Source organism: Cohnella herbarum, from assembly GCF_012849095.1.
GTDB classification, from domain to species: Bacteria; Bacillota; Bacilli; order Paenibacillales; family Paenibacillaceae; genus Cohnella; species Cohnella herbarum.
Genome location: NZ_CP051680.1, coordinates 6,249,172 through 6,267,878, shown reverse-complemented (window position 1 = coordinate 6,267,878; position 18,707 = coordinate 6,249,172). Strand labels below are relative to the sequence as shown.

The following is an 18,707-nucleotide window of genomic DNA, read 5'->3' as shown; positions in this document are numbered from 1 at the left end:
CCTACATCCAAACAAAAAATGAATATAGCACGATTATTGGACATTTCCATAGTTTTTTTTATATTTCTTGCCTTAGAAGCATGATAAAGTTTATGCATGTCTATGTGTCGAGAGGGGACAATTCACTATGAATCCTATTGTTGTTTTATACGATCCAACGCTTCCTTACCAGGGTGACAAAATAAATGAAGACTCTCTACGGAAGCTTAAAGAGGGCGCCCGACTGGTTACTGCCGATGAGCTTGACCAAGCGCTCGTTTCGTTAGAGGGCGGATGTTTCGTCAACTTGCACGCACCCTACTTCCCTAAAGACAGCTGGAAGGGAATTGTAAGTTATTTAGAGCGTGGCGGCTCATTATTGAGCGCCGGAGGAGCGCCGTTCCGCATTCCGGCATACCGCGAGAATGGACAGTGGCAGGTCGAGGTTGAACAAACCTCCTATCACCAGCAGTTGAATATTCATGAAGCGATGCCTATTCTACCCGATCCTTTCGATCATTTCATAGGAGCCGTCGATAACCCCGTATGTTCCCCTTACATTCGCGGGCTAACGATCGAACCGACATTCAGCTTAATCCTGCATGTGACCAAGGAAACGTCATTGCCTCATGAAATGGGCTCTTTGGGACCGATGAACGCGCATATCCACCCTCTTGTTACCGCCGTTTCCAAGGAAGGCCGTACGGTGGGAGCTCCGGTCGTCCTGCTCGAAAATCATCGGGGAGTTTACTCGGGCGGCCGTTGGATGTTCGTCAATCAGCCTCTGCGAGCGTCGTTCTGGAACGCGGATGGCGGGAACGCGATATTGGCATGGGCGGAATATTGTTCCCGCGGCGTTACGGAAACATGGCTGAAGCCGGGATATGCCAGCTATGATCCGGGGGATCGCGCTAAGTTCAAATTCCAATGGCAAACTCTCGGAGATAGAGGAGAACGTTCCAACAAGGAATGGACAGTGAAGCTTACCTTCGGCAAAGACGAGGACGGGGAGCCCCAAGCCGAATGGACGCAAACCTATGTGTTGGCAGGCTCTCGCGAGCAGCAGTCGATTACGATTAACGTTCCTCTAGAGTTGCAAGCCGGGCAATACGCGATGCGCGCCGATCTCGTTTCGAACACCGGGGAACGCAAGACGATGCGTCAGGGAGTTTGGTGCTGGGATGAGCAAATGCTGCAGGAGGGCGAGCTGTTAACCTGCGATCGTGACTATTTCCGCAAAAGCGGCCGGCCGTTGCCGCTAGTCGGGATGACCTACATGACCAGCGACGTGGCGCGGAACTTCATCTTCTTGCCGAACGTTGCCGTATGGGATCGAGACATGGCGGCGATGAAAAACGCCGGAATCAACTATATCCGTACCGGCATTTGGACGGGTTATCGGAACATCATGCTGCTCGATGGCCATCCTTCAGAGGAAATATTGCGGGCGATTGACGCTTTCGTGATGACGGCGAAGAAACACGAGCTTGAGTTAACGATTTGCTTCTTCTCGTTCGCGCCCGAGCTATGGGAAGGTTTGAATCCCTATCTTGATCCGCGCAGCGTAGAAGCTCAGAAGCGTTTTGTCGGGTCGATCGTCTCCCGTCATAAGAACACGGCGAACGTACATTGGGATTTGATCAATGAACCGTCCATGTTCGATCCGAAGCTCATTTTCTCTAAAGGTCCGCGCAGCTCTCATGATCCTTACGAGAAAGCCGCTTATATCGAATGGTTGTCCAAGCGTCACGGCTCGATCCGCGAGCTTCAGGAACGTTGGGGGATGACGCCGACTCAGCTCCCAAGCTTCGATGCCATTATTCCGCCGGAAGACAGCGAGATTAACGGTGACATCCAGGATATGCATTCCGGCAAGAAGGGAACGCGTTGGCTCGATTATTCGCTATTCTCCATGGATATGCTGAACCGTTGGGCGAACGAATTAAACGCAACGATCCGCTCCTTCGCGCCGAATCAACTCATTACGATCGGGCAGGACGAAGGCTTAAACGCTCAGCGCCCATCTCCTTTTTTCTACGAGCAAGCTATGGATTACACGACCAACCATTCCTGGTGGCTGATGGATCAGCTCGTATGGGACGGCTTATTCGCCAAGACGCCGTTCAAACCGAACGTGATCCAGGAAACAGGCATCATGTATGTCGAAACGCCGGACGGGATGGCTAAGCGGAGCGAAGAGGAATTGCGCAATATCCTTGAACGCAAGTATGCCTATGCTTTCTCGACCGGGGGTGCGGGAGCCGTTCAATGGCTGTGGAATACTAATTACTTCATGAACAACGTAAACGAATCGAATATCGGGGCGTTGCGTGCGGATGGCACCGAGAAACCCGAAGCGAACGTTTCTTATGATTTCGGTCAATTCATGGGAGAAATCCGCGATTTGTTCGTTGAGCGCAAGCTGGAAGACGTCGTGATGATCTTCCCTTATTCGAACGACCTATCCAACCGTCGCTTCGCCGTCGAAGCAACGAGCCGCGCGACGCGAGTGCTCGCTCACGAGATGAACGTGCCTTTCCGCGCAATGGGCGAATATCAGCTTGAAGCGCTCAACGAACAACCCGCCAAGTTGATTATCGTGCCAAGCCCGCACAATTTCAGTAACGCGTCGATGGAACAGTTGCTTGACCATGTCGCCAAGCATGAAACTACGCTGCTATTTACTGGGCCGATCAGTCTAGATGAATACTGGCATAAGACAGTGAGGCTGAGCGAGGAGCTTGGTTCGCGTAAGGTAGGCAACGTATTGCGCGAAGAAATGTTCACGCTAGACGGCGAGAACGTATTGCTCTCCTACGGCGGACGCAAGATCGCCAAGCTGGCTAAAGAGGTTATGCTGGATGCGGGTTCATTAAAGCCAAAGTCCGCGCTGCAAGAAGTGAAGCTTGGCAAAGGACGGCTTCTCTGGTGCGGATTGCCCGTGGAAATGAACGATCGCACGGAATCGATCGCCGCATTGTACCGTCACGCGATCTCGCAAGCGGGCGTTGCGCCTGAGCTTGTCTGGGAGCAGGGCGGCGAATGCCCGGGCGTATACGGTCGCAAGCTTAGCTTTAAGGATGGCGAGCTGTTTATCTTCGTTTCCGAATTCGGCGCGGACGCCGACATTCGCATAACGAATCCGACTACGAAGCAGACGTATTCGTTCACGCTCGAAAGCGAGCGAACCGTGATGTTTACGGCAGATAGCCACGGCAAGCTACAAGCGGTGTATCGTCCTCATGAAGTGAACATTCGGAATCATTCCTAGATCGTTAGAGCACCAAGCCACGTAATACGGCTTGGTGTTTTTTCTATTTGCGGAGGAAGCTGCGCAGTAGGTCTCCGTAGATATTACCGCGACCGAGTTGGACGGGTTTTCCGCCTATCTCCTCGCCAACTCACCGAGGGAATGCGTGCTGCAAACCGCTGCGAGCGGTCTATTTGGTCGGTTATCGAGAGAAGCCCTCGATCGGCGTCCCATGGAGAATTCGCGAGGGACAGCGAGCATCTATATTGTTTAAAACAAATCGGCCAGCGATCTGCAGCTCTCCCATAAGGAAAGCGCTGATACACAAGCCGATTACTTGCAATCTTGATTATGAGGATGGTGTGTGCTGGGCTGTCCTACCGCTACCTAATCCCGGCTAGCGATTTTCGAAAGAAGACGAAGCATCTCCAGGTACAGCCATACTAACGTGACCATCAAACCGAATGCTCCGTACCATTCCATGTACTTAGGAGCTCCTTGCTGCGCGCCCGACTCGATAAAATCGAAATCAAGGACCAGGTTCAAAGCCGCGACGACAACGATGACTAAAGATATGCCGATGCCGATTAAACTGCTATCGTGCAGATAAGGAACCGTGACGCCGAACATCCCCAGAACGAAGCTGGCCAAGTAGACCAACATAATTCCCGCCGTAGCCGCGAATACGCCTAGCTTGAAGTTTTCCGTAGCCTTAATAATTCTTGATTTATAAGCGAGCAGCAATGCCACGAATATGCACATGGTCAGCAAAGCGGCTTGAAGAGTGATTCCATTGAACTTCGCCTCGTAAGTGGCGGATATCCCTCCAAGGAACACGCCCTCTAATGCGGCGTAGATCGGTACAAGATAAGGCGATGCTTTTGGCTTGAAGCTAATAATCAACGCGAGAATTAATCCGCCGATCGCTCCGCCGATCGCAATCGGCATAACGTTCCGGTCGTTGAAATACATCGACCAAGTAACGAAAGCCCCGCCCAGAAGGATTGCGAGCATGATGAACGCTTTATTAACCGTGCCGTCGATCGTCATTCTCTCGGAACCGCCGTAACCGTGCGAGCCTTCAAACGTGTTGTCATTCAAGGTGGGATTGCCGCTGCGCCCTATCACCAGAGATACACCTCGTTCGTTATTTTATTCCAATTATAGCATGAGTGACGAAGGGTTAGACAAGACCTGTTTTTTGACCCCTACCATCGGATTTGCCTAATTAACGCAATGAACTCGGTTTGTTCTCTTGGACTTATCGGCCATTGGACGATCTCCCGCTGAATGCGCTCCAAGTTCGAATACCCTTTCGCCAATCCGTTCAGACGGGCCGCTAAAGTCGAGTTGACCCACTCCTCCTCGGACGGATAGTATGCGCCGAGCTTTTCTATCGCGTTCGGGAACCTTTTCAGATAATACTTTTGGTGTCTAGGCTCGGCCGGAAAGAATTCCGCGTAAGGAGCGATTTCCGTATCGAGCGTTCCCTTATGAGACTCCATCCGAAGCTTGATCCGATCTATCGCTCCCCGCTGCTCCTCATCTCGGTAGAATAATAAGGACTGATATTGCCGTCCTTTATAACCATTAATATTACCGGGGTTATGGTTGTTCCAAAACACCTCTAATAATTCTTCATATGTAATGAGACGAGGGATGAAATCGACCTCGACCGTCTCGGTATGATCTCCCATTTTACGGTACGTTGGCCGCTTGGAAGTTCCCCCCGCATAACCGACGCGAGTTCCGATGACTCCCGGCAAAGAACCGAACAAAGCTTCCGGACTCCAGAAACACCCCATGCCCAGCGTTGCCGATCGGATATCGTCGTCTGCACCGCGATCGTTCATCGTATGGCCCCCCTTCAACCTTCAACCTTCAGCCTTAGCCAAGCGGTTTAGTCATAATCCTATTATATAGATCTTCCCCATAACTCGTAGGAGAAGGCTCCGCGTATGCCAGCTTATAAGAATGAGACCCTTCATTGTCCCGCGAGGGCGACAGGAATACCGCATGATTCAGTTTCGCGTAAGCCCAGCCGGCCAATTCATAGAAATGGGTCACGATATATACTCTCAGCCGCAATTCATCGCAGACGGAGAGCAGGTCCATCGCGATTGCCGAGCCCTCGCGTTCAGTCGTGGAAGCGAAGGGCTCGTTCATCAGCAGAAGACTGCGAGGGGTCAGATGATCCACGATCTGATCCAGCCGCGCCAGCTCTTCGTCCAGCTTGCCGCTGCGCATCGTTTTATCTTCTTCTCTGGTAAAGTGCGTGAAAATACGGTCGCACACACTGGCTCGGTAAGTTGAGGCGGGTACGAACATTCCGCTTTGCATCATCAGTTGCGCGAGTCCCAAGCTTCGCAAGAAAGTCGTCTTCCCTCCTTGATTCTTGCCGGTAATCATAAGTACATGCTTGCCATCCGCTTGTAACTCGTTCGTAACCGGTTGCCGTCCGAACTCGATAGCCAGACCTGGATCGTATAGCCCGGTAAAAGAAAAACATCTTTCTTCGGAAGTTAGCGGCAGCGGAAAAGCGACTTCACATCCCCGGTTGACCAAATCTTCGTACAAATTCATACAGCCCACGTAGAAGCTGCTCTCGTAACGCAGTAAATCCGTAAAGTTCAAGCACCTATCGATAAAACGTTTAAGGATTCGCAACACGTTCGACAGGGCGCTCTCCTCTATTTCTTTCACATCGTGCCCCAAGAGAAAAGAGCCCGATTTTCCCGACTTGAATCTATTCAACGGAAAGCTCGAAGCCGTCTCAATCCTGCGAAGCGTGAAACCCGTTCCTTTGAGGCCGTTCCCTATTCTAGCTCCGATACTTAAACGGCATTCCTGAACGGCTAGCTGAAGATATCGATGATGAGTACGGGCCGCGGACAGAAATTCGTTCGTATACGTTTGTTCGAGCATCTTAACTAAATCCGTCAAACCCTTCGACAGGAGGAGTGGTTTATTGGCCGCGCCGAGGTCTCGGAGTTCCCGGAGTTTGGTTAGCAGAATATCAAGCAAAGCCGTTGCGGTCGTAAGCTTATCCCTGATCGGAACGTTTCGCGAGAAACTAGGCTTCATTTGCGCCCGATAGGCTGCCGATTGAACATCTATGTCGGATACAATCTCATACATGCGATGAATAAGCGACGGGGTGCGGATCGTGTCTTTGACAACCTGTTGTCTGCGTAAAATAGTATTCTCATCTTGCAGGGGATCCAGAAGGAGTTTGCTCATCGTCGCGTATACATTAGGATCCTGACGGGACATGGCTTTCAGGATCGGTTCGAGATGTAAATCCTGCAGCAGTTGTTGTTCGTTGAACGGATGTTGGAGGGTCGGCTCATCGGAGCCATGCAGTAGATTCGGCTTCATGGCTGAATCCGTTCCTTGATTCTTTGTCGTGTTAAACCGTATTTCCCCACGATCGAAGAGGCGTGAACAAGGCCGTCCGCTCGCTGTCTTCGAATTCGGAACGTTCGCTTAGCCGAATCGAATTCATCGGTTGCGGCAACCAGACTTACGATCCGGTCGTCGGAGGACGCGAGTTCGAATACATGCGTGACATACATACACATAGCCCCCTGTCGCAGCAGAGTCCGCAGAACGTTGCCGCCCATGGCATAGGCATCGTGAGTCGTCGTCGTGAAGAACAGTTCATTTAATAAAATTACGCTTCTGTCGGTGGATTTATCTAATATAGGCTTAAGCCGGTAAAGCTCGTCTTGCAGCTTCCCGCTATAGGTTCCCGGCCGTTCTTGCGAAGGGAAATGCGTGAAAATACGATCAAAATCAAACAAAACCGCCTCCCGGCACGGAACCGGGCATCCAATGGAGCTTAAGTGAAGAATTTGCCCGATCGAGCGGACAAATGTCGTTTTGCCGCCTTGGTTCGGGCCGGTCAGCACGCAAATCCTTTCGTTAGATGCAAGATCCAGATGATTACCGACGATCGTTTGGTCTGAGCGCTGCGCGGAGGATGCCAGCGAAAGATCGTATCCCCCCTGGATATGGAGATCATTCGTATCGTTAATTTGCGGATAACAGTAAGCTAATCCTTTATTTTTCAGGGCATGAAAGTACTCCAGACAAGTGACGTAAAATTGGATTTCCCGGTCGAAAACCATCATGGACGATTCTATAAAGCGCGAATGTCTGGCGTAATAAGCCGGCAGTTTCCGGAAAGGATCGGGGTAATGTTTCCTAACCGCGTTCAGCACGTTCTTCTCCACATCGGATAATTGCAACCCGGCAGACAATCGCATATTGATAATCTCCGTATCCCCCTCCCCATGCAGAAAAACGTTACTTAGCGACTTGCAATAGTCCTGATCGTCGTCTTCCGCGCTTATGTTAATCTTGCCCCCTGCAAGGGACAAGCTGTATCGAATCCGACTGAATTGTTGATGTAACTCGTAGGTTTCCTCGGTCAGCAAAGTAAAATAGGATGTATTTATATATTGGGTGAGCCATTCATAGATAGATTTAAGCCCCCTAGACTGCAATTCGATAGCGGTCAGGACATGATGCAGTTCCTTGATGGCCTCGCAATAGAGATGAGCAGCATCGTTCAGCCACTTCATCCGCTGGTCTTGGTCCGGAAACGATTCGCTATATCCCGCGTACTCCCGAACTTTCCGCATATTTTGCGAGAAAGCGGCCATAACATTAACCAAATCCGCGTCGTCGATTTCCTGCATAATCGCGTGTCGGTAGCGGGTGGCCTCGATCGGAACTAGTTTATCGTAAAATAGCGGTTCGAGCCTGTATTCCTCTTTCCCTTTCACAATATCTTGGATAAGGGTATCCATATGAATATCACGGAAAAAATCGAACGATTGGCGTGGAAGCCCCTCCTCCATCCTCGATGGATTTAACGGATCGAACAGGATGCTAGGGTATTCCAATTCCATGTAAAACCGCCCCTTCCGTCAGCGCTTGATCGCATTACAACGAATCCACTTCCCGAAGATGATCTTCGATAATCGAGCGTATGATCTCGGATACGGAATAGTCTCCCCTATCGCAGCGCCGATCGATTTCCGCCCAATCCTTCTCCGTTAAAGTCAGCGATAGCTTTCTTGTAATGCCGATTGCCTTACGTCCCGCCCCTGATCGATTGCCCCCTTTGGAAACTCTCGATTCAGACGTTTCTTGATCGCTGTTCATATTCATCACCTCTGTTTATTTTGATTGCAATCGGACGCGAAATCAATTTGTGCTACTTAAATCAACGAGGACGCGATACAGAAAACAAAGAAGACGCCTATACAGGCGCCCTGGAAGCGGACATTCGGCTATTTACTTTTTCTTCTTCCCGGCCGCGTTTTCCTTATTTTCCTTTGCCCTGAACTTAACAAGCTCCCGGATCAGCTCCAGCGGAAGCGGTCTGTCCATTGGAAGCTGTATTACCGATTTCGACACCTCATAGGGCGACAATTGCTCCTTAAACGCTTCGAAAATCGTAAACGGCGGAGGAAACGATAGCGAATAATGTTTCGTGTACGCCGAATAGTAGATTAGCTTGCCATGGTACTCGAAAGCCGGTATCTGATAACTGATGATTTCCTCAGCATCGGGCTCGGTATCCCTAACCGTTTGCCTGATCTGTTCCAATCCCTCTTGTACCGCCTTCGGAAACGTGCCGATATAATCGTCCGCCGTCTGATAATTCGTCTTGGGTGACATCGTAATTCCTCCCTTTTTCGAATGATCGCCTCATTATAGGTAAATAATCGCTTTACTCCTAAATTCAAGCTTTTTATTCATTTTCCTGCAAGAACTTCTTCAAAATCGAACACGCCCTATCTATATAAAACGAAAAATCCCGCCTAATCCGATGACGCATCGATTAGATCGGGATTTTCTTTTCTCTTGCCGAATTTTGCTAGAATCCCAGCGTTCGGGCAAAAGCCAATGTATTAGCCAAAATAAGATCCTTGTTGGATAAAGACGATTCAGCGATTTGATTTCTCATCGAGTCTACGAAATCATTTACGTTATTTGCTTTTACGCTCTCGAATCGGTTATCGATGTCGGTTGATCGCAAATCCTTCATGAGCTTATCCTGGTCTTCGCGATAACCCTTGACCCAGTCTGGATTTTGCTGCAGCTTTTTGGCAAATTGAATGAGTATGCTCCCCGTATTTCCTCCGTTGGCGACTGCGTCTTGTAATTTCGAGTACGATTCAGGATCATACTTTTTCATTAAATCGCCTGCGCTCACATAATCCTCCGGCGCTCCTCGAGGTTTTTGAGGTAATTCAACGTAGGATACGCGGCCTGTCTCCGGGTCGACCTGTCTGGTAGTAGCAACCGCGGCCAACAATTTGATCGTATCCAAGAATTCCGACCCTTCTTCGGGTTGCATATAATTGTCCGCCAGAAACTTAGCTTGAGTTAGACCCGCTTCTATTAAGGCGGAACGCTCATCGGAGCTATAATCTACGTTGGCAGCAAACAGATTGGATTCAATCAGGCGATCTACCGCTTCGCGGACTTCCGGGCCTTTCCCGGCAAGTGCCTTGTCTAAAGAAGCTTTGATCTCTTCATTAAAGTACATTTGCGCAGGTTTATGCTCGATCGCTCCGATCGGCAGTTCGCGGGAAACGACATCGCTAAGCTCCACGGTATCGTGGCGAAGAAGCTGCGATAGATCGCCGCTTTCCATTCTAGGAGAGTCGGAAGTCGCTGTCGCAGAATATAGATTGGGTAGCGTGGAACCGGTATTGGCACTTATTTTCATTTTTGAGTCTCCTCCGTGATCATTTTATCGTATTCGTCGACATCTAAGCCGCTATCTTACCGCCTGCCGCATGATTTCTTCCCAAGTCGTCCCTTCCAAGCTCCCGAGGAGCAGATCCGCTTCGGAGAAATCCATCTGGGCCGTGACCGGGTTAGGAACGACGAGACCGTAAAGTCCCGCGGCTTTGGCTGCGCGAAGTCCGTTCATCGAATCTTCGACGGCGATAGCTTCCTCAGGCCTTACGCCCAACGCTTCCACCGCCAATCTGTACAGCTCCGGATCCGGTTTCACCCGCTTCACGTCGTCCGAGGATCGGATGACTTCGAAATAATCGCGGATCCCCTGCCGTTCCAAGTGCATTTCGATCCAAGCGCGATCCGAGCTGGAAGCCAGACCGATCTTCAATCCCAAGCGCCGCGCTTCCTCCAGCCGATCCAATGCTCCGGGGCGGAGCGTGACGCTTTTCACATTTTCGATATGCCTCGTTTTGTAGCGGTTCCGCAATTCCTCATGATCCAAAGTCCGTCCCGTTTTCATTTCCAGATCGCGGTAAGGATCGAAGCCTCCGACCGTTCCGATGCAGACCGCCCAAGTTTCCAATGGAAGCTCCTGCCCGTGTTCCGCATAGATGCTGCAGATCGTATCGTAAGCGCATGATTCCGTGTCCATCAACGTACCGTCGAAGTCGAATACGACTGCTCTAATCGCCATTCTTCCACTCTCCAGGTTCTCTATTTTTATATATAAGTCTATTTTACCTAAAAAAGAGACTTAGCGCTTCCTAAATTTAGGAGAATGCAAACTTTAATTATTGAATTCCCGAGCGCAAGAATTACGAATGCCAGATTGCCGCCGATTTTTCGTTGTACCCTCAAAATACTGAAAGCTGCGACGGCAATCAAGATTATTAACGTTTAATTTACATTAACGATGTAGGATCAATGAATTATATTCATCAAAAGAATAGAAAAGCCGCATTAGACGAAGGAAGAAGCAGGGTGATAAGGTAGATGGGAACCAATAATCCATTATATCTATAGGAATTATATAGTTTCCTGTTGATACGATGAACACTTTAACCAAAACGGAGGAGAAACGGATGAAGAAATTGAACTTGATTGCAGTATTCCTTATTTTTGCCTGGGCGTTGTCCGCCTGCGGCTCGAACGGCAGCGACGCCGACGGAGGAGGCCCCGCCTCATCGCCTCCTTCGACGGCGCCGACCGTTGGATCCCCCACTTCCACTGCCACTCCCGCTCCAACCGGTTCCGCACCGGATGCTGTCACCAAAATCATCGTAGGCACGGGCACGACGTATCCGAAAGTATTTTACATTGACGAGAACGGCCAACTGGCCGGGTTTGATATTGACCTGGTGAAAGAAATCGACAAGCGGCTGCCCGAATATGAGTTCGAGTTCCAGACTATGGAATTCGCAAGCCTGCTGCTCAGCCTGGAAACGAAAAAAATTGATTTCATCTCGGCGCAAATGCTGCGAACGACGGAACGGGAACAGAAATACTTGTTCAATAAAGAAGCATACGTGCATCGGCAAACCAAAATTATTCTCAGCAAGGACAACAACGCGCCTATTAAAACGCTAGACGATCTGCATGGCAAAAAGGTGCTGACCAATCCCTCAAGCGCCCAAGCCACACTGCTGGAAAACTATAATAAAGCGAACAACAACGCGATTGACATTATCTATCAGAATGGTGCGGCCAACGATACCGTAAGCCAGATTGCTAGCGGCCGTGCCGACGCTACGCTGGCAGCCGATTTCACGCTCCCGCTGATCGATCCGGAGGGCAAGCTGAAGTCGGTAGGCAAACCGCTGGACACAAGCGATGTCTTGTATGTATTCCGCAAGGACGACCCGGATGGACAGCGGCTGGCGGACAGCATCGACATAGCATTGAAGGCGATCAAGGCGGACGGTACGCTGTCGAAGCTGAGCATTCAATGGCTCGGGGCGGATTATACGAAGGAAACGAATTCGTAACTGTCCGGTCTGTTTGGCAGGCTGCCAGGTCAGACGGGAAACACCGGTTGATTCGGCTATGCGGGCTATGCGGGCTATGCGGGTTATGTGAGTTATGTGAGTTATGCGAGCTATGAGAGCTAATCCAGATGGAGGGAAAGCGATGGGAAAACAGAGGGAAGTGAAGCTGGGCGCGATGCTGCTGGGCGTTGGGAGAGGCACTTCAACGTGGCGGCATCCCGATGCGCAGCCGGATGCGAGCGTCAATCCGGGGATCTACAAATCGTGGGTTTGGAAAGCGGAAGAAGGTAAGCTGGATTTCATCTTTATTGCGGACGGTCTGTATATCGAAGAGAAATCGATTCCCCATCTGCTCAACCGATTCGAGCCGCTGACCCTATTAAGCGCACTCGCCTCGGCCAGTGAACGGATCGGTCTTGTCGGCACCCTGTCGACGACGTACAGTGAACCATTCACCGCAGCGAGGCAGCTCGCTTCGCTCGACATGCTGAGCGGCGGGCGCGCCGGCTGGAATGTCGTCACCTCCCCGCTGGACAGTACCTCGCTTAACTTCGGCAATCGCCGGCAAGAGCATCCCGAACACAATTTGCGCTACGAGATTGCCGCCGAATTTCTGCAGGTCGTCCGCGGATTGTGGGACTCCTGGGAGGACGACGCGTTCGTGCGCGACCGCTCGTCGGGCGTTTTCTTCGATCCTTCGAAGATGCATACGCTCAACCATCAGGGACGCTTCTTCACAGTGAAAGGACCGCTCAATGTCGCGCGTTCCAAGCAGGGGCATCCGGTTATTTTCCAGGCCGGTTCATCCGATGCGGGCAGGAATCTGGCCGCGCAGGAAGCGGAAGCCATCTTCACGGGAATCGAGCATGAGACATTGGAGGAAGCCGTTGCCTTCTACCAAGACATAAAAGGGCGCATAACGGCACACGGCCGAAATCCTGACGACGTGCTCGTCTTCCCGGCGATCGCGCCGATTCTCGGACAGACTCGCGATGCGGCGGAGCGCATCTATGAGGAGGTGGCGAACCTCGTCACGATCGACAAGGCGCTCGACTACTTGGGCCGCTTGTTCGAGCATCATGATTTCTCATCCTATGCGCTGGACGAATTTTTCCCGGAGCTGGGTGAATTGGGCCGCAACGGCTTCCAGGCGATGACGGACCGCATTAAGCGGGAAGCGCGGGAGAAGGGACAGACGCTCCGCGAAGTGGCGATTCAAGTCGCAACGCCGCGCGGCGCGTTCGTGATCGGCACGCCAGAGGACATCGCAGACCGTATACAGGAACGCTTCGAAGCCGGCGCTGCCGACGGCTTTGTGCTGGGCCCGGTCACGCCGCGCGGGCTGGAGGACTTCGTCGACTGCGTCGTGCCCATCCTGCGCCGGCGCGGACTGTTCCGCAGCGAATACGAGAGCGACACTTTGCGAGGCAATCTCGGTCTGCCGATACCGGCCAATCGGCATGCTCGGATGCTCGTTACCCCAGCAAATATTTTTTCTGAATAAGGAAGTCGCGGAACAGCCTCACGGCGGGAGAGAGGTGCCGCTTCTCTTTCCAACCCAATTCTACGGGCAGCGGTCCTTCCACGCTGTCGACGGAAACCCATGCGTTTCCACTCAGTTCCATGCTGTAGGCACGGGGCAGCAGGGAGACGCCGAGTCCCGCCGATACGAAGCCCGACACCGTTGGCAAATCCTCGGCTTCGTAGATGACGTTCGGCTGGACACCTGCACGAAGGAACAGCGCTTCGACGACATTCTTCAGTCCGCATTCCTTCTTAAGGCCAATGTAAGGTTCGTTCCCGATTTCCTCCAGACCGATGCGCTCCCGCCCATTCCAGCGGTGGTTGACAGGCACCGCCAGATCGAGCCGGTACGAGCAGACCGGGTGCCAGCGCAGGCCGGGATCTTCCCAGCGCGGAAGCGATATGCACAGATCGCTGACGCCGGCTTCGAGCTGGCTGCGGACGAAGGTATCCGTTCCCTGCTGCAGCTCGAAGCGGACACCGGGATGCTGCACCCGGAAGGTACGGATGAACAACGGAATGAGACGCGTACCCAGAATGTTGAGGAAGGAGATGGCGACAACGCCGGTATCCGGATTCGCCCAGGCTTCGAGCTCATCCTTGCCCTTCCTGATCTCTTGCAGCGCGCGTTCCACCCGTGAGGCGAACAGCTCGCCGCAAGCATTCAAGCGGATATTGCGTCCGCTTCGCTCGAACAGCGGCATTCCCAGCTCTTCCTCCAGCTTGGCTATCGAATGGCTGAGCGCCGGCTGGGTCATCGAGAGCGCCTCCGCCGCACGGGTTACATGCTGCAGCTTCGCTACAGCCAAAAAATATTCCATCTGTGTCAATTCCATAAGGCGGTTGCCACCTTCACTAAATCATGAATTTTATTCATTAATATTAGAAAAACAATAAATTAGACTGTGTAATTTGTCAAATTTTATAATAGGAGGAGAAGGCAGACGATAACCAGCGGGCCGCAGAGCCGACTGCCCCCCTGCACTTAACGCCGTCAATACGGCTGTGGAAAGAAGGTTCGCTATGGATTCCAAGCATGCCCCCTCCCCCGTGACGGCTGACCGATTGATGCGCTTGCTCGCCCTGACCCTGATCGTATCTGTCATGAATGCAACGATGTTTAATGTGGCGCTGCCCCGGATCAGTCTTGAATTCTCGCTCTCGCCTTCCAAGGCAAGCTGGGTCATAACAGCGTACATCGTCGTCTACGCCATTGGCACCGTCACCTACGGCAAGCTGGCCGACAGATACAGCCTGAGAAATCTGCTGACCTTCGGGCTCCCCATGCTCGCCTTCGGTTCGTTGATCGGACTGATGGCAGGCGCTTTCTGGATGCTGGTGCTGGCTCGGGTGCTGCAAGCCATGGGGGCATCCGTGGTGACTGCCGCCTCCATGCTGATTCCCGTCCGCTATTATCCGCTGGCAGCAAGAGGACGCGCTCTGGGAATGACGGCTACGGGAATTGCGCTTGGAACGGCTGCCGGCCCGATCATATCCGGCATCGTTACCAGCGTGGCCAGTTGGCGTTTGCTGTTCCTCCTCCCGCTACTTGCCTTAATCGCCCTCCCCTTCTTCCGACGCGAGCTTGACGGGGCTGCAGGAACGAAGAGGCCGACGGATGTATGGGGCGGTCTGCTGCTCGGCGGTTCGATCGCCGCGCTGTTGCTGGCCTTGACGAATTCGAGCCTTATGCTGCTTGCAGCAGGACTGCTGCTGACCGCGCTGTTCGGACTCCGCATTCGTTTCGCCCGCGAGCCTTTCATTCAGCTCGCGTTGCTGGGCAACACACGGTTCTCCTTCGCGCTGCTAATTACCGGCTTGTCCTCGTGCGCGGTATTCGGCATTCCCTTCCTGGTGCCGCTGCTGCTCGGCAATGTCAACGGCTTGTCCCCGCTGCATACGGGGCTCGCGATGTTACCCGCAGCGGTCCTATCCGCGTTATTGGGACGAAGAGGGGGGACCCTTGCGGACAAATATGGCATCGGGGTGCTGTTCTATACGGCGGCGCTGCTGTTCGCCTCGGGATTTGTCCTGCTCTCGTGGACGGCCGGATCTTCGCCGGGCCTCATTGCTTGCTTCCTCATCTTCGGCAGCGTAGGACAGACCTTCACCCAGATCGCGCTGTCCCATACGCTATCCGGGACATTAACTGCAGAGCAGACGGGTGTCGGTATGGGGCTGTACAGTCTGGTATCGTTCATAGCCGGCGCAGCGTCTACGGCGCTCATCGGTCGGACGCTCGACTTCGGCGCATCCGGTCGATGGCTGAATCCGCTCCATGGCGGCGGGGCCGGCCTCGTCTACAGCAATCTCTTCCTGGCGCTGGCGGCTCTTGTCTCGCTGACGGCGATTTTGTACGCGGTTTTCGCGGCCATGTCTCGCCGCGCCTCGCGAAGAGCAGGCGCCGAGTCTCCGGCGGGATGAGTTTCGGGCTGGGAGCAGGCGCTTAGCCTTAGGCGACGGTTATTTCCGGATTGGGAATAGAGCGCTCCCCCAAGAACGGCCCCACCATCGACGAAAAAAGTAATTACTCCATGATCTTGCCCCAACACATCAGCACAACAGGACCGCCCCATGAGGGACAGTCCTGAATGCCTTCAAAAAAACGCCAGTCTCGCAAATTCCGCCTAAGCCTGCAAAATATCCTTGATCCACACTTTCTTCCCGGACTTCGCGGATTCGACTGCGCCCAGCTCTCCGCGGGCGCCTACATCGACTCCCCGTGTCGGCTCATCCAGCAACAATATTTTCGGATTAGTGGCGAGCCACCGGGCAAGAACAATCTTCTGCTAATACTAGATTTCTATCGTCTCGATGATAGCTCCTTCTTTAAGCGTGTTGCCGATCGTGCATGCCCGCTCCACCACCGTCATCAGCTTCTTCTTGTAGGTTTCGTCCAACGTCGGAGGTAGCTTCACCCGCACGTCGAAGTTCGAGAATCTGTTCGTTCCGTCCGCCGCCTTCGTAGCAGCCACTTCTACCGCGATCGAAGACTTATCGTATTCTACCTTATCGTAGTCCATGATTTTCTGAAGAGAAATCGATACGCACAAGCCTAGAGCCGATTCCAACAATTCTCTCGGGGACAAGCCGCTTTGGTTAGGGGCCGTGCTTCCGATGATCTGCAAACCCGCTTCGTTGTGAATTTCGTTCTGATCTTCTACGATTCTGATCGTTGTCATATCGATTGCTCCTTTAGGATGAGGTGACGAGATGGCAAGCCACTCGCTGTTGAGGTTTAACTTCTCTTAAAATCGGTACTTCCGCTTTGCAGATGTCCGTCGCATAAGGGCATCTCGTATGAAAAACGCAGCCCGTAGGCGGAGATAACGGGGATGGAATTTCGCCTTTAAGGATCACCCGCTCGCTCAACCGGTTGCGCGTAAAATCGGGTACGGCCGAGAAAAGCGCCTGCGTATACGGGTGTAAAGGCTGTTGGAATAAGTCGTCCGTTAGCGCTTCTTCGACGATCGTGCCCAAATACATGATGCCGATGCGATCGGAGATGTAACGTACGACGCTAATGTCGTGCGTGATGAAGAGCAGCGTTAATCGAAGTTCCTTCTGCAGCCCCTTAAGGATATTCAGAATCTGCGACTGAATGGACACGTCCAGCGCCGAGACCGGCTCGTCGCAAATGATGATTTTCGGATTCATGATGAGTGCTCTTGCCAAGCCTACCCGCTGGCGTTGACCGCCGGAAAATTCATGCGGATAGCGAAAATAATGCTCCGGTTGCAATCCGACGATGTCCAGAATGCGGAACACCTGCTCCCGGCGTTGCTCCTTATTCCCCATCTTATGAATAAGCAGCGGTTCCTCCAGAATCGGACCGATCCGTTTCCTCGGATTCAATGAAGAGAACGGGTCTTGAAACACGAATTGAATGTCTTTGCGGAACTTCCGCAATTCATTACCCGACATTTTCGCCAAATCTTGGTCTTGATAGAGCACTTGTCCCGAGGTCGGGGGAGTTAAGCCTAAGATCGCGCGGCCCGTCGTGCTCTTGCCCGATCCCGACTCGCCGACCAAACCGTAGGTTTCTCCCGGATACAATCGGAAAGAAACGTTAGTCACCGCGTTCACGTACGTTTTCGTCCCGAACAGCTTCCCGAACGAACCGTGAACCGGAAACTTCTTCTGCAGCGCATTCACTTCGAGAATCGGACGATCAGCCTTTTCAACGTTACCCACTTAAGCCCCCCTCCCCTCTAAGCTATTGATTCGGGCGTAATGCCAGCACTTCACGCTATGCCCGACATCGGCCTTCTCCATTAAGGGCTCTTCGCTGAAGCATTTTTCATCGGCATACGGGCATCTCGTGGAGAAGCTGCAGCCGCGAGGAATATCGGACAAAGAAGGAACGGTCCCTTCGATCACGTGAAGCTTCTCGTGACGGTTTCCATCCATTCTCGGGATGGACTTGATCAGCCCCTGCGTATAAGGGTGAAGCGGTGAACGAAATAACTTCTCCGTCGTCGTGTCTTCTACGATTTGTCCCAAGTACATCACCTTAACGCTCGTGCAAATCTCCGATACGACGCCCAGATCATGCGTAATAAACAATACGCCCATCCCCAGGGTCCGGTTTAATTCAACGATCAGCTCTAGAATTTGCGCCTGTATCGTCACGTCCAGCGCCGTTGTCGGCTCGTCCGCGATTAAGAGCTTCGGCTCGCAGGACAGGGCCATCGCGATCATCGCCCGCTGCTGCATGCCCCCGGACAATTGATGGGGATATTCATCAACCCGTGTTTCCGGGGAGGGGATTCCCGTTGCCCTCAGCATATCGATGGCTTTGTTGCGCGCCGCTTTCTTGGACATTTTCTGATGCTGACGCAGCACCTCTTCGATTTGGTTGCCGATCGTGTAGACCGGGTTAAGCGAAGAAAGCGGGTCTTGGAAGATCATCGAGATCTCGTCGCCCCGGACGCCTCGCAGCCGGGAAAGCGGCACGGCTAGCAAATCCTCGCCGTCGAATCGGATTTCGCCTTCGTACTCGATCGGATCCGAGTGCTCGAGCAAGCGGATGATCGATTGGGACATGACGCTCTTGCCGCAGCCCGATTCCCCGACGATTCCGACGATCTCCCCCGGATGGATCTCGAAGCTGACCCCGTTGACCGCAGTTACCTTTCCCCGCTCCGTAAGAAAATGCGTCTTCAGATTTTTCACTTCCAGTAGAGGCACATGGCTCAAGGGTA

The 18,707-nt window shown here is 52.6% G+C and carries 16 protein-coding genes; 4 read left to right on the top strand and 12 right to left on the bottom strand.

Annotated elements, in window-relative coordinates; translation table 11 throughout:
* Window positions 1-127: 127 nt before the first annotated feature.
* Window positions 128-3,250, top strand: coding sequence for a beta-galactosidase (locus HH215_RS26630; RefSeq protein ID WP_169282638.1), 3,123 nt, complete (start codon window positions 128-130; stop codon window positions 3,248-3,250).
* Between the two features lie 366 nt (window positions 3,251-3,616).
* Here the strand turns inward: HH215_RS26630 and HH215_RS26625 are convergent, their stop codons facing one another.
* From HH215_RS26625 to HH215_RS26590, 8 genes are all read right to left on the bottom strand, one after another.
* On the bottom strand, window positions 3,617-4,357 hold the full coding sequence (locus HH215_RS26625; RefSeq protein ID WP_169282637.1) for a Bax inhibitor-1/YccA family protein: 741 nt from the start codon (window positions 4,355-4,357) through the stop codon (window positions 3,617-3,619).
* Between the two features lie 80 nt (window positions 4,358-4,437).
* Window positions 4,438-5,082: a peptide-methionine (S)-S-oxide reductase MsrA gene (gene msrA, locus HH215_RS26620; protein ID WP_169282636.1), complete on the bottom strand. Its 645-nt coding sequence runs from the start codon at window positions 5,080-5,082 to the stop codon at window positions 4,438-4,440.
* 34 nt (window positions 5,083-5,116) lie between these two features.
* Window positions 5,117-6,607 carry a MutS-related protein gene (locus HH215_RS26615; protein WP_169282635.1) on the bottom strand — a complete coding sequence of 497 codons (1,491 nt, stop codon included), beginning with the start codon at window positions 6,605-6,607 and terminating at the stop codon, window positions 5,117-5,119.
* Window positions 6,604-8,145, bottom strand: a complete 1,542-nt coding sequence (locus tag HH215_RS26610) for a MutS-related protein (protein ID WP_169282634.1) — start codon at window positions 8,143-8,145, stop codon at window positions 6,604-6,606. Before HH215_RS26610 ends, HH215_RS26615 begins: the two co-directional genes overlap by 4 nt.
* 34 nt (window positions 8,146-8,179) lie before the next feature.
* Window positions 8,180-8,401, bottom strand: coding sequence for a ribbon-helix-helix protein, CopG family (locus HH215_RS26605; RefSeq protein WP_254450235.1), 222 nt, complete (start codon window positions 8,399-8,401; stop codon window positions 8,180-8,182).
* A 132-nt stretch (window positions 8,402-8,533) separates the two neighbouring features.
* Window positions 8,534-8,920 (bottom strand): iron chaperone, encoded by a 387-nt coding sequence (locus HH215_RS26600; protein ID WP_169282632.1) that lies wholly within the window; start codon window positions 8,918-8,920, stop codon window positions 8,534-8,536.
* A 199-nt stretch (window positions 8,921-9,119) separates the two neighbouring features.
* The gene (locus HH215_RS26595; protein WP_169282631.1) at window positions 9,120-9,977 is read right to left on the bottom strand and encodes a hypothetical protein; all 858 of its coding nucleotides are present in this window, start codon (window positions 9,975-9,977) and stop codon (window positions 9,120-9,122) included.
* A gap of 51 nt (window positions 9,978-10,028) precedes the next feature.
* Window positions 10,029-10,688: an HAD family hydrolase gene (locus HH215_RS26590; RefSeq protein ID WP_169282630.1), complete on the bottom strand. Its 660-nt coding sequence runs from the start codon at window positions 10,686-10,688 to the stop codon at window positions 10,029-10,031.
* Window positions 10,689-11,076: 388 nt separating this feature from the next.
* On the opposite strand from HH215_RS26590, the gene HH215_RS26585 reads away from it, so the two are divergent.
* A complete protein-coding gene (locus HH215_RS26585; RefSeq protein WP_169282629.1) occupies window positions 11,077-11,979 on the top strand; it encodes a transporter substrate-binding domain-containing protein in 903 nt (300 codons plus the stop codon).
* A 142-nt stretch (window positions 11,980-12,121) separates the two neighbouring features.
* The gene (locus tag HH215_RS26580) at window positions 12,122-13,483 is read left to right on the top strand and encodes an LLM class flavin-dependent oxidoreductase (RefSeq protein ID WP_169282628.1); all 1,362 of its coding nucleotides are present in this window, start codon (window positions 12,122-12,124) and stop codon (window positions 13,481-13,483) included.
* On the opposite strand, the gene HH215_RS26575 is transcribed toward HH215_RS26580, so the two are convergent.
* Entirely contained in the window at window positions 13,455-14,339 is an 885-nt protein-coding gene (locus tag HH215_RS26575; protein WP_169282627.1) for a LysR family transcriptional regulator, read from the bottom strand. The genes HH215_RS26580 and HH215_RS26575 overlap by 29 nt on opposite strands.
* Window positions 14,340-14,526: 187 nt before the next feature.
* On the opposite strand from HH215_RS26575, the gene HH215_RS26570 reads away from it, so the two are divergent.
* Window positions 14,527-15,927 (top strand): MFS transporter, encoded by a 1,401-nt coding sequence (locus HH215_RS26570; protein WP_169282626.1) that lies wholly within the window; start codon window positions 14,527-14,529, stop codon window positions 15,925-15,927.
* Between the two features lie 371 nt (window positions 15,928-16,298).
* Here HH215_RS26570 and HH215_RS26565 read toward each other — a convergent pair whose 3' ends face one another.
* From HH215_RS26565 to HH215_RS26555, 3 genes are read right to left on the bottom strand one after another with little or no spacing between them, the layout of a single operon-like run.
* Entirely contained in the window at window positions 16,299-16,685 is a 387-nt protein-coding gene (locus HH215_RS26565) for an OsmC family protein (protein ID WP_169282625.1), read from the bottom strand.
* 13 nt (window positions 16,686-16,698) lie between these two features.
* Window positions 16,699-17,697 carry an ABC transporter ATP-binding protein gene (locus HH215_RS26560; RefSeq protein ID WP_169282624.1) on the bottom strand — a complete coding sequence of 333 codons (999 nt, stop codon included), beginning with the start codon at window positions 17,695-17,697 and terminating at the stop codon, window positions 16,699-16,701.
* A complete protein-coding gene (locus HH215_RS26555; RefSeq protein ID WP_310735508.1) occupies window positions 17,698-18,702 on the bottom strand; it encodes an ABC transporter ATP-binding protein in 1,005 nt (334 codons plus the stop codon).
* Window positions 18,703-18,707: the final 5 nt, after the last annotated feature.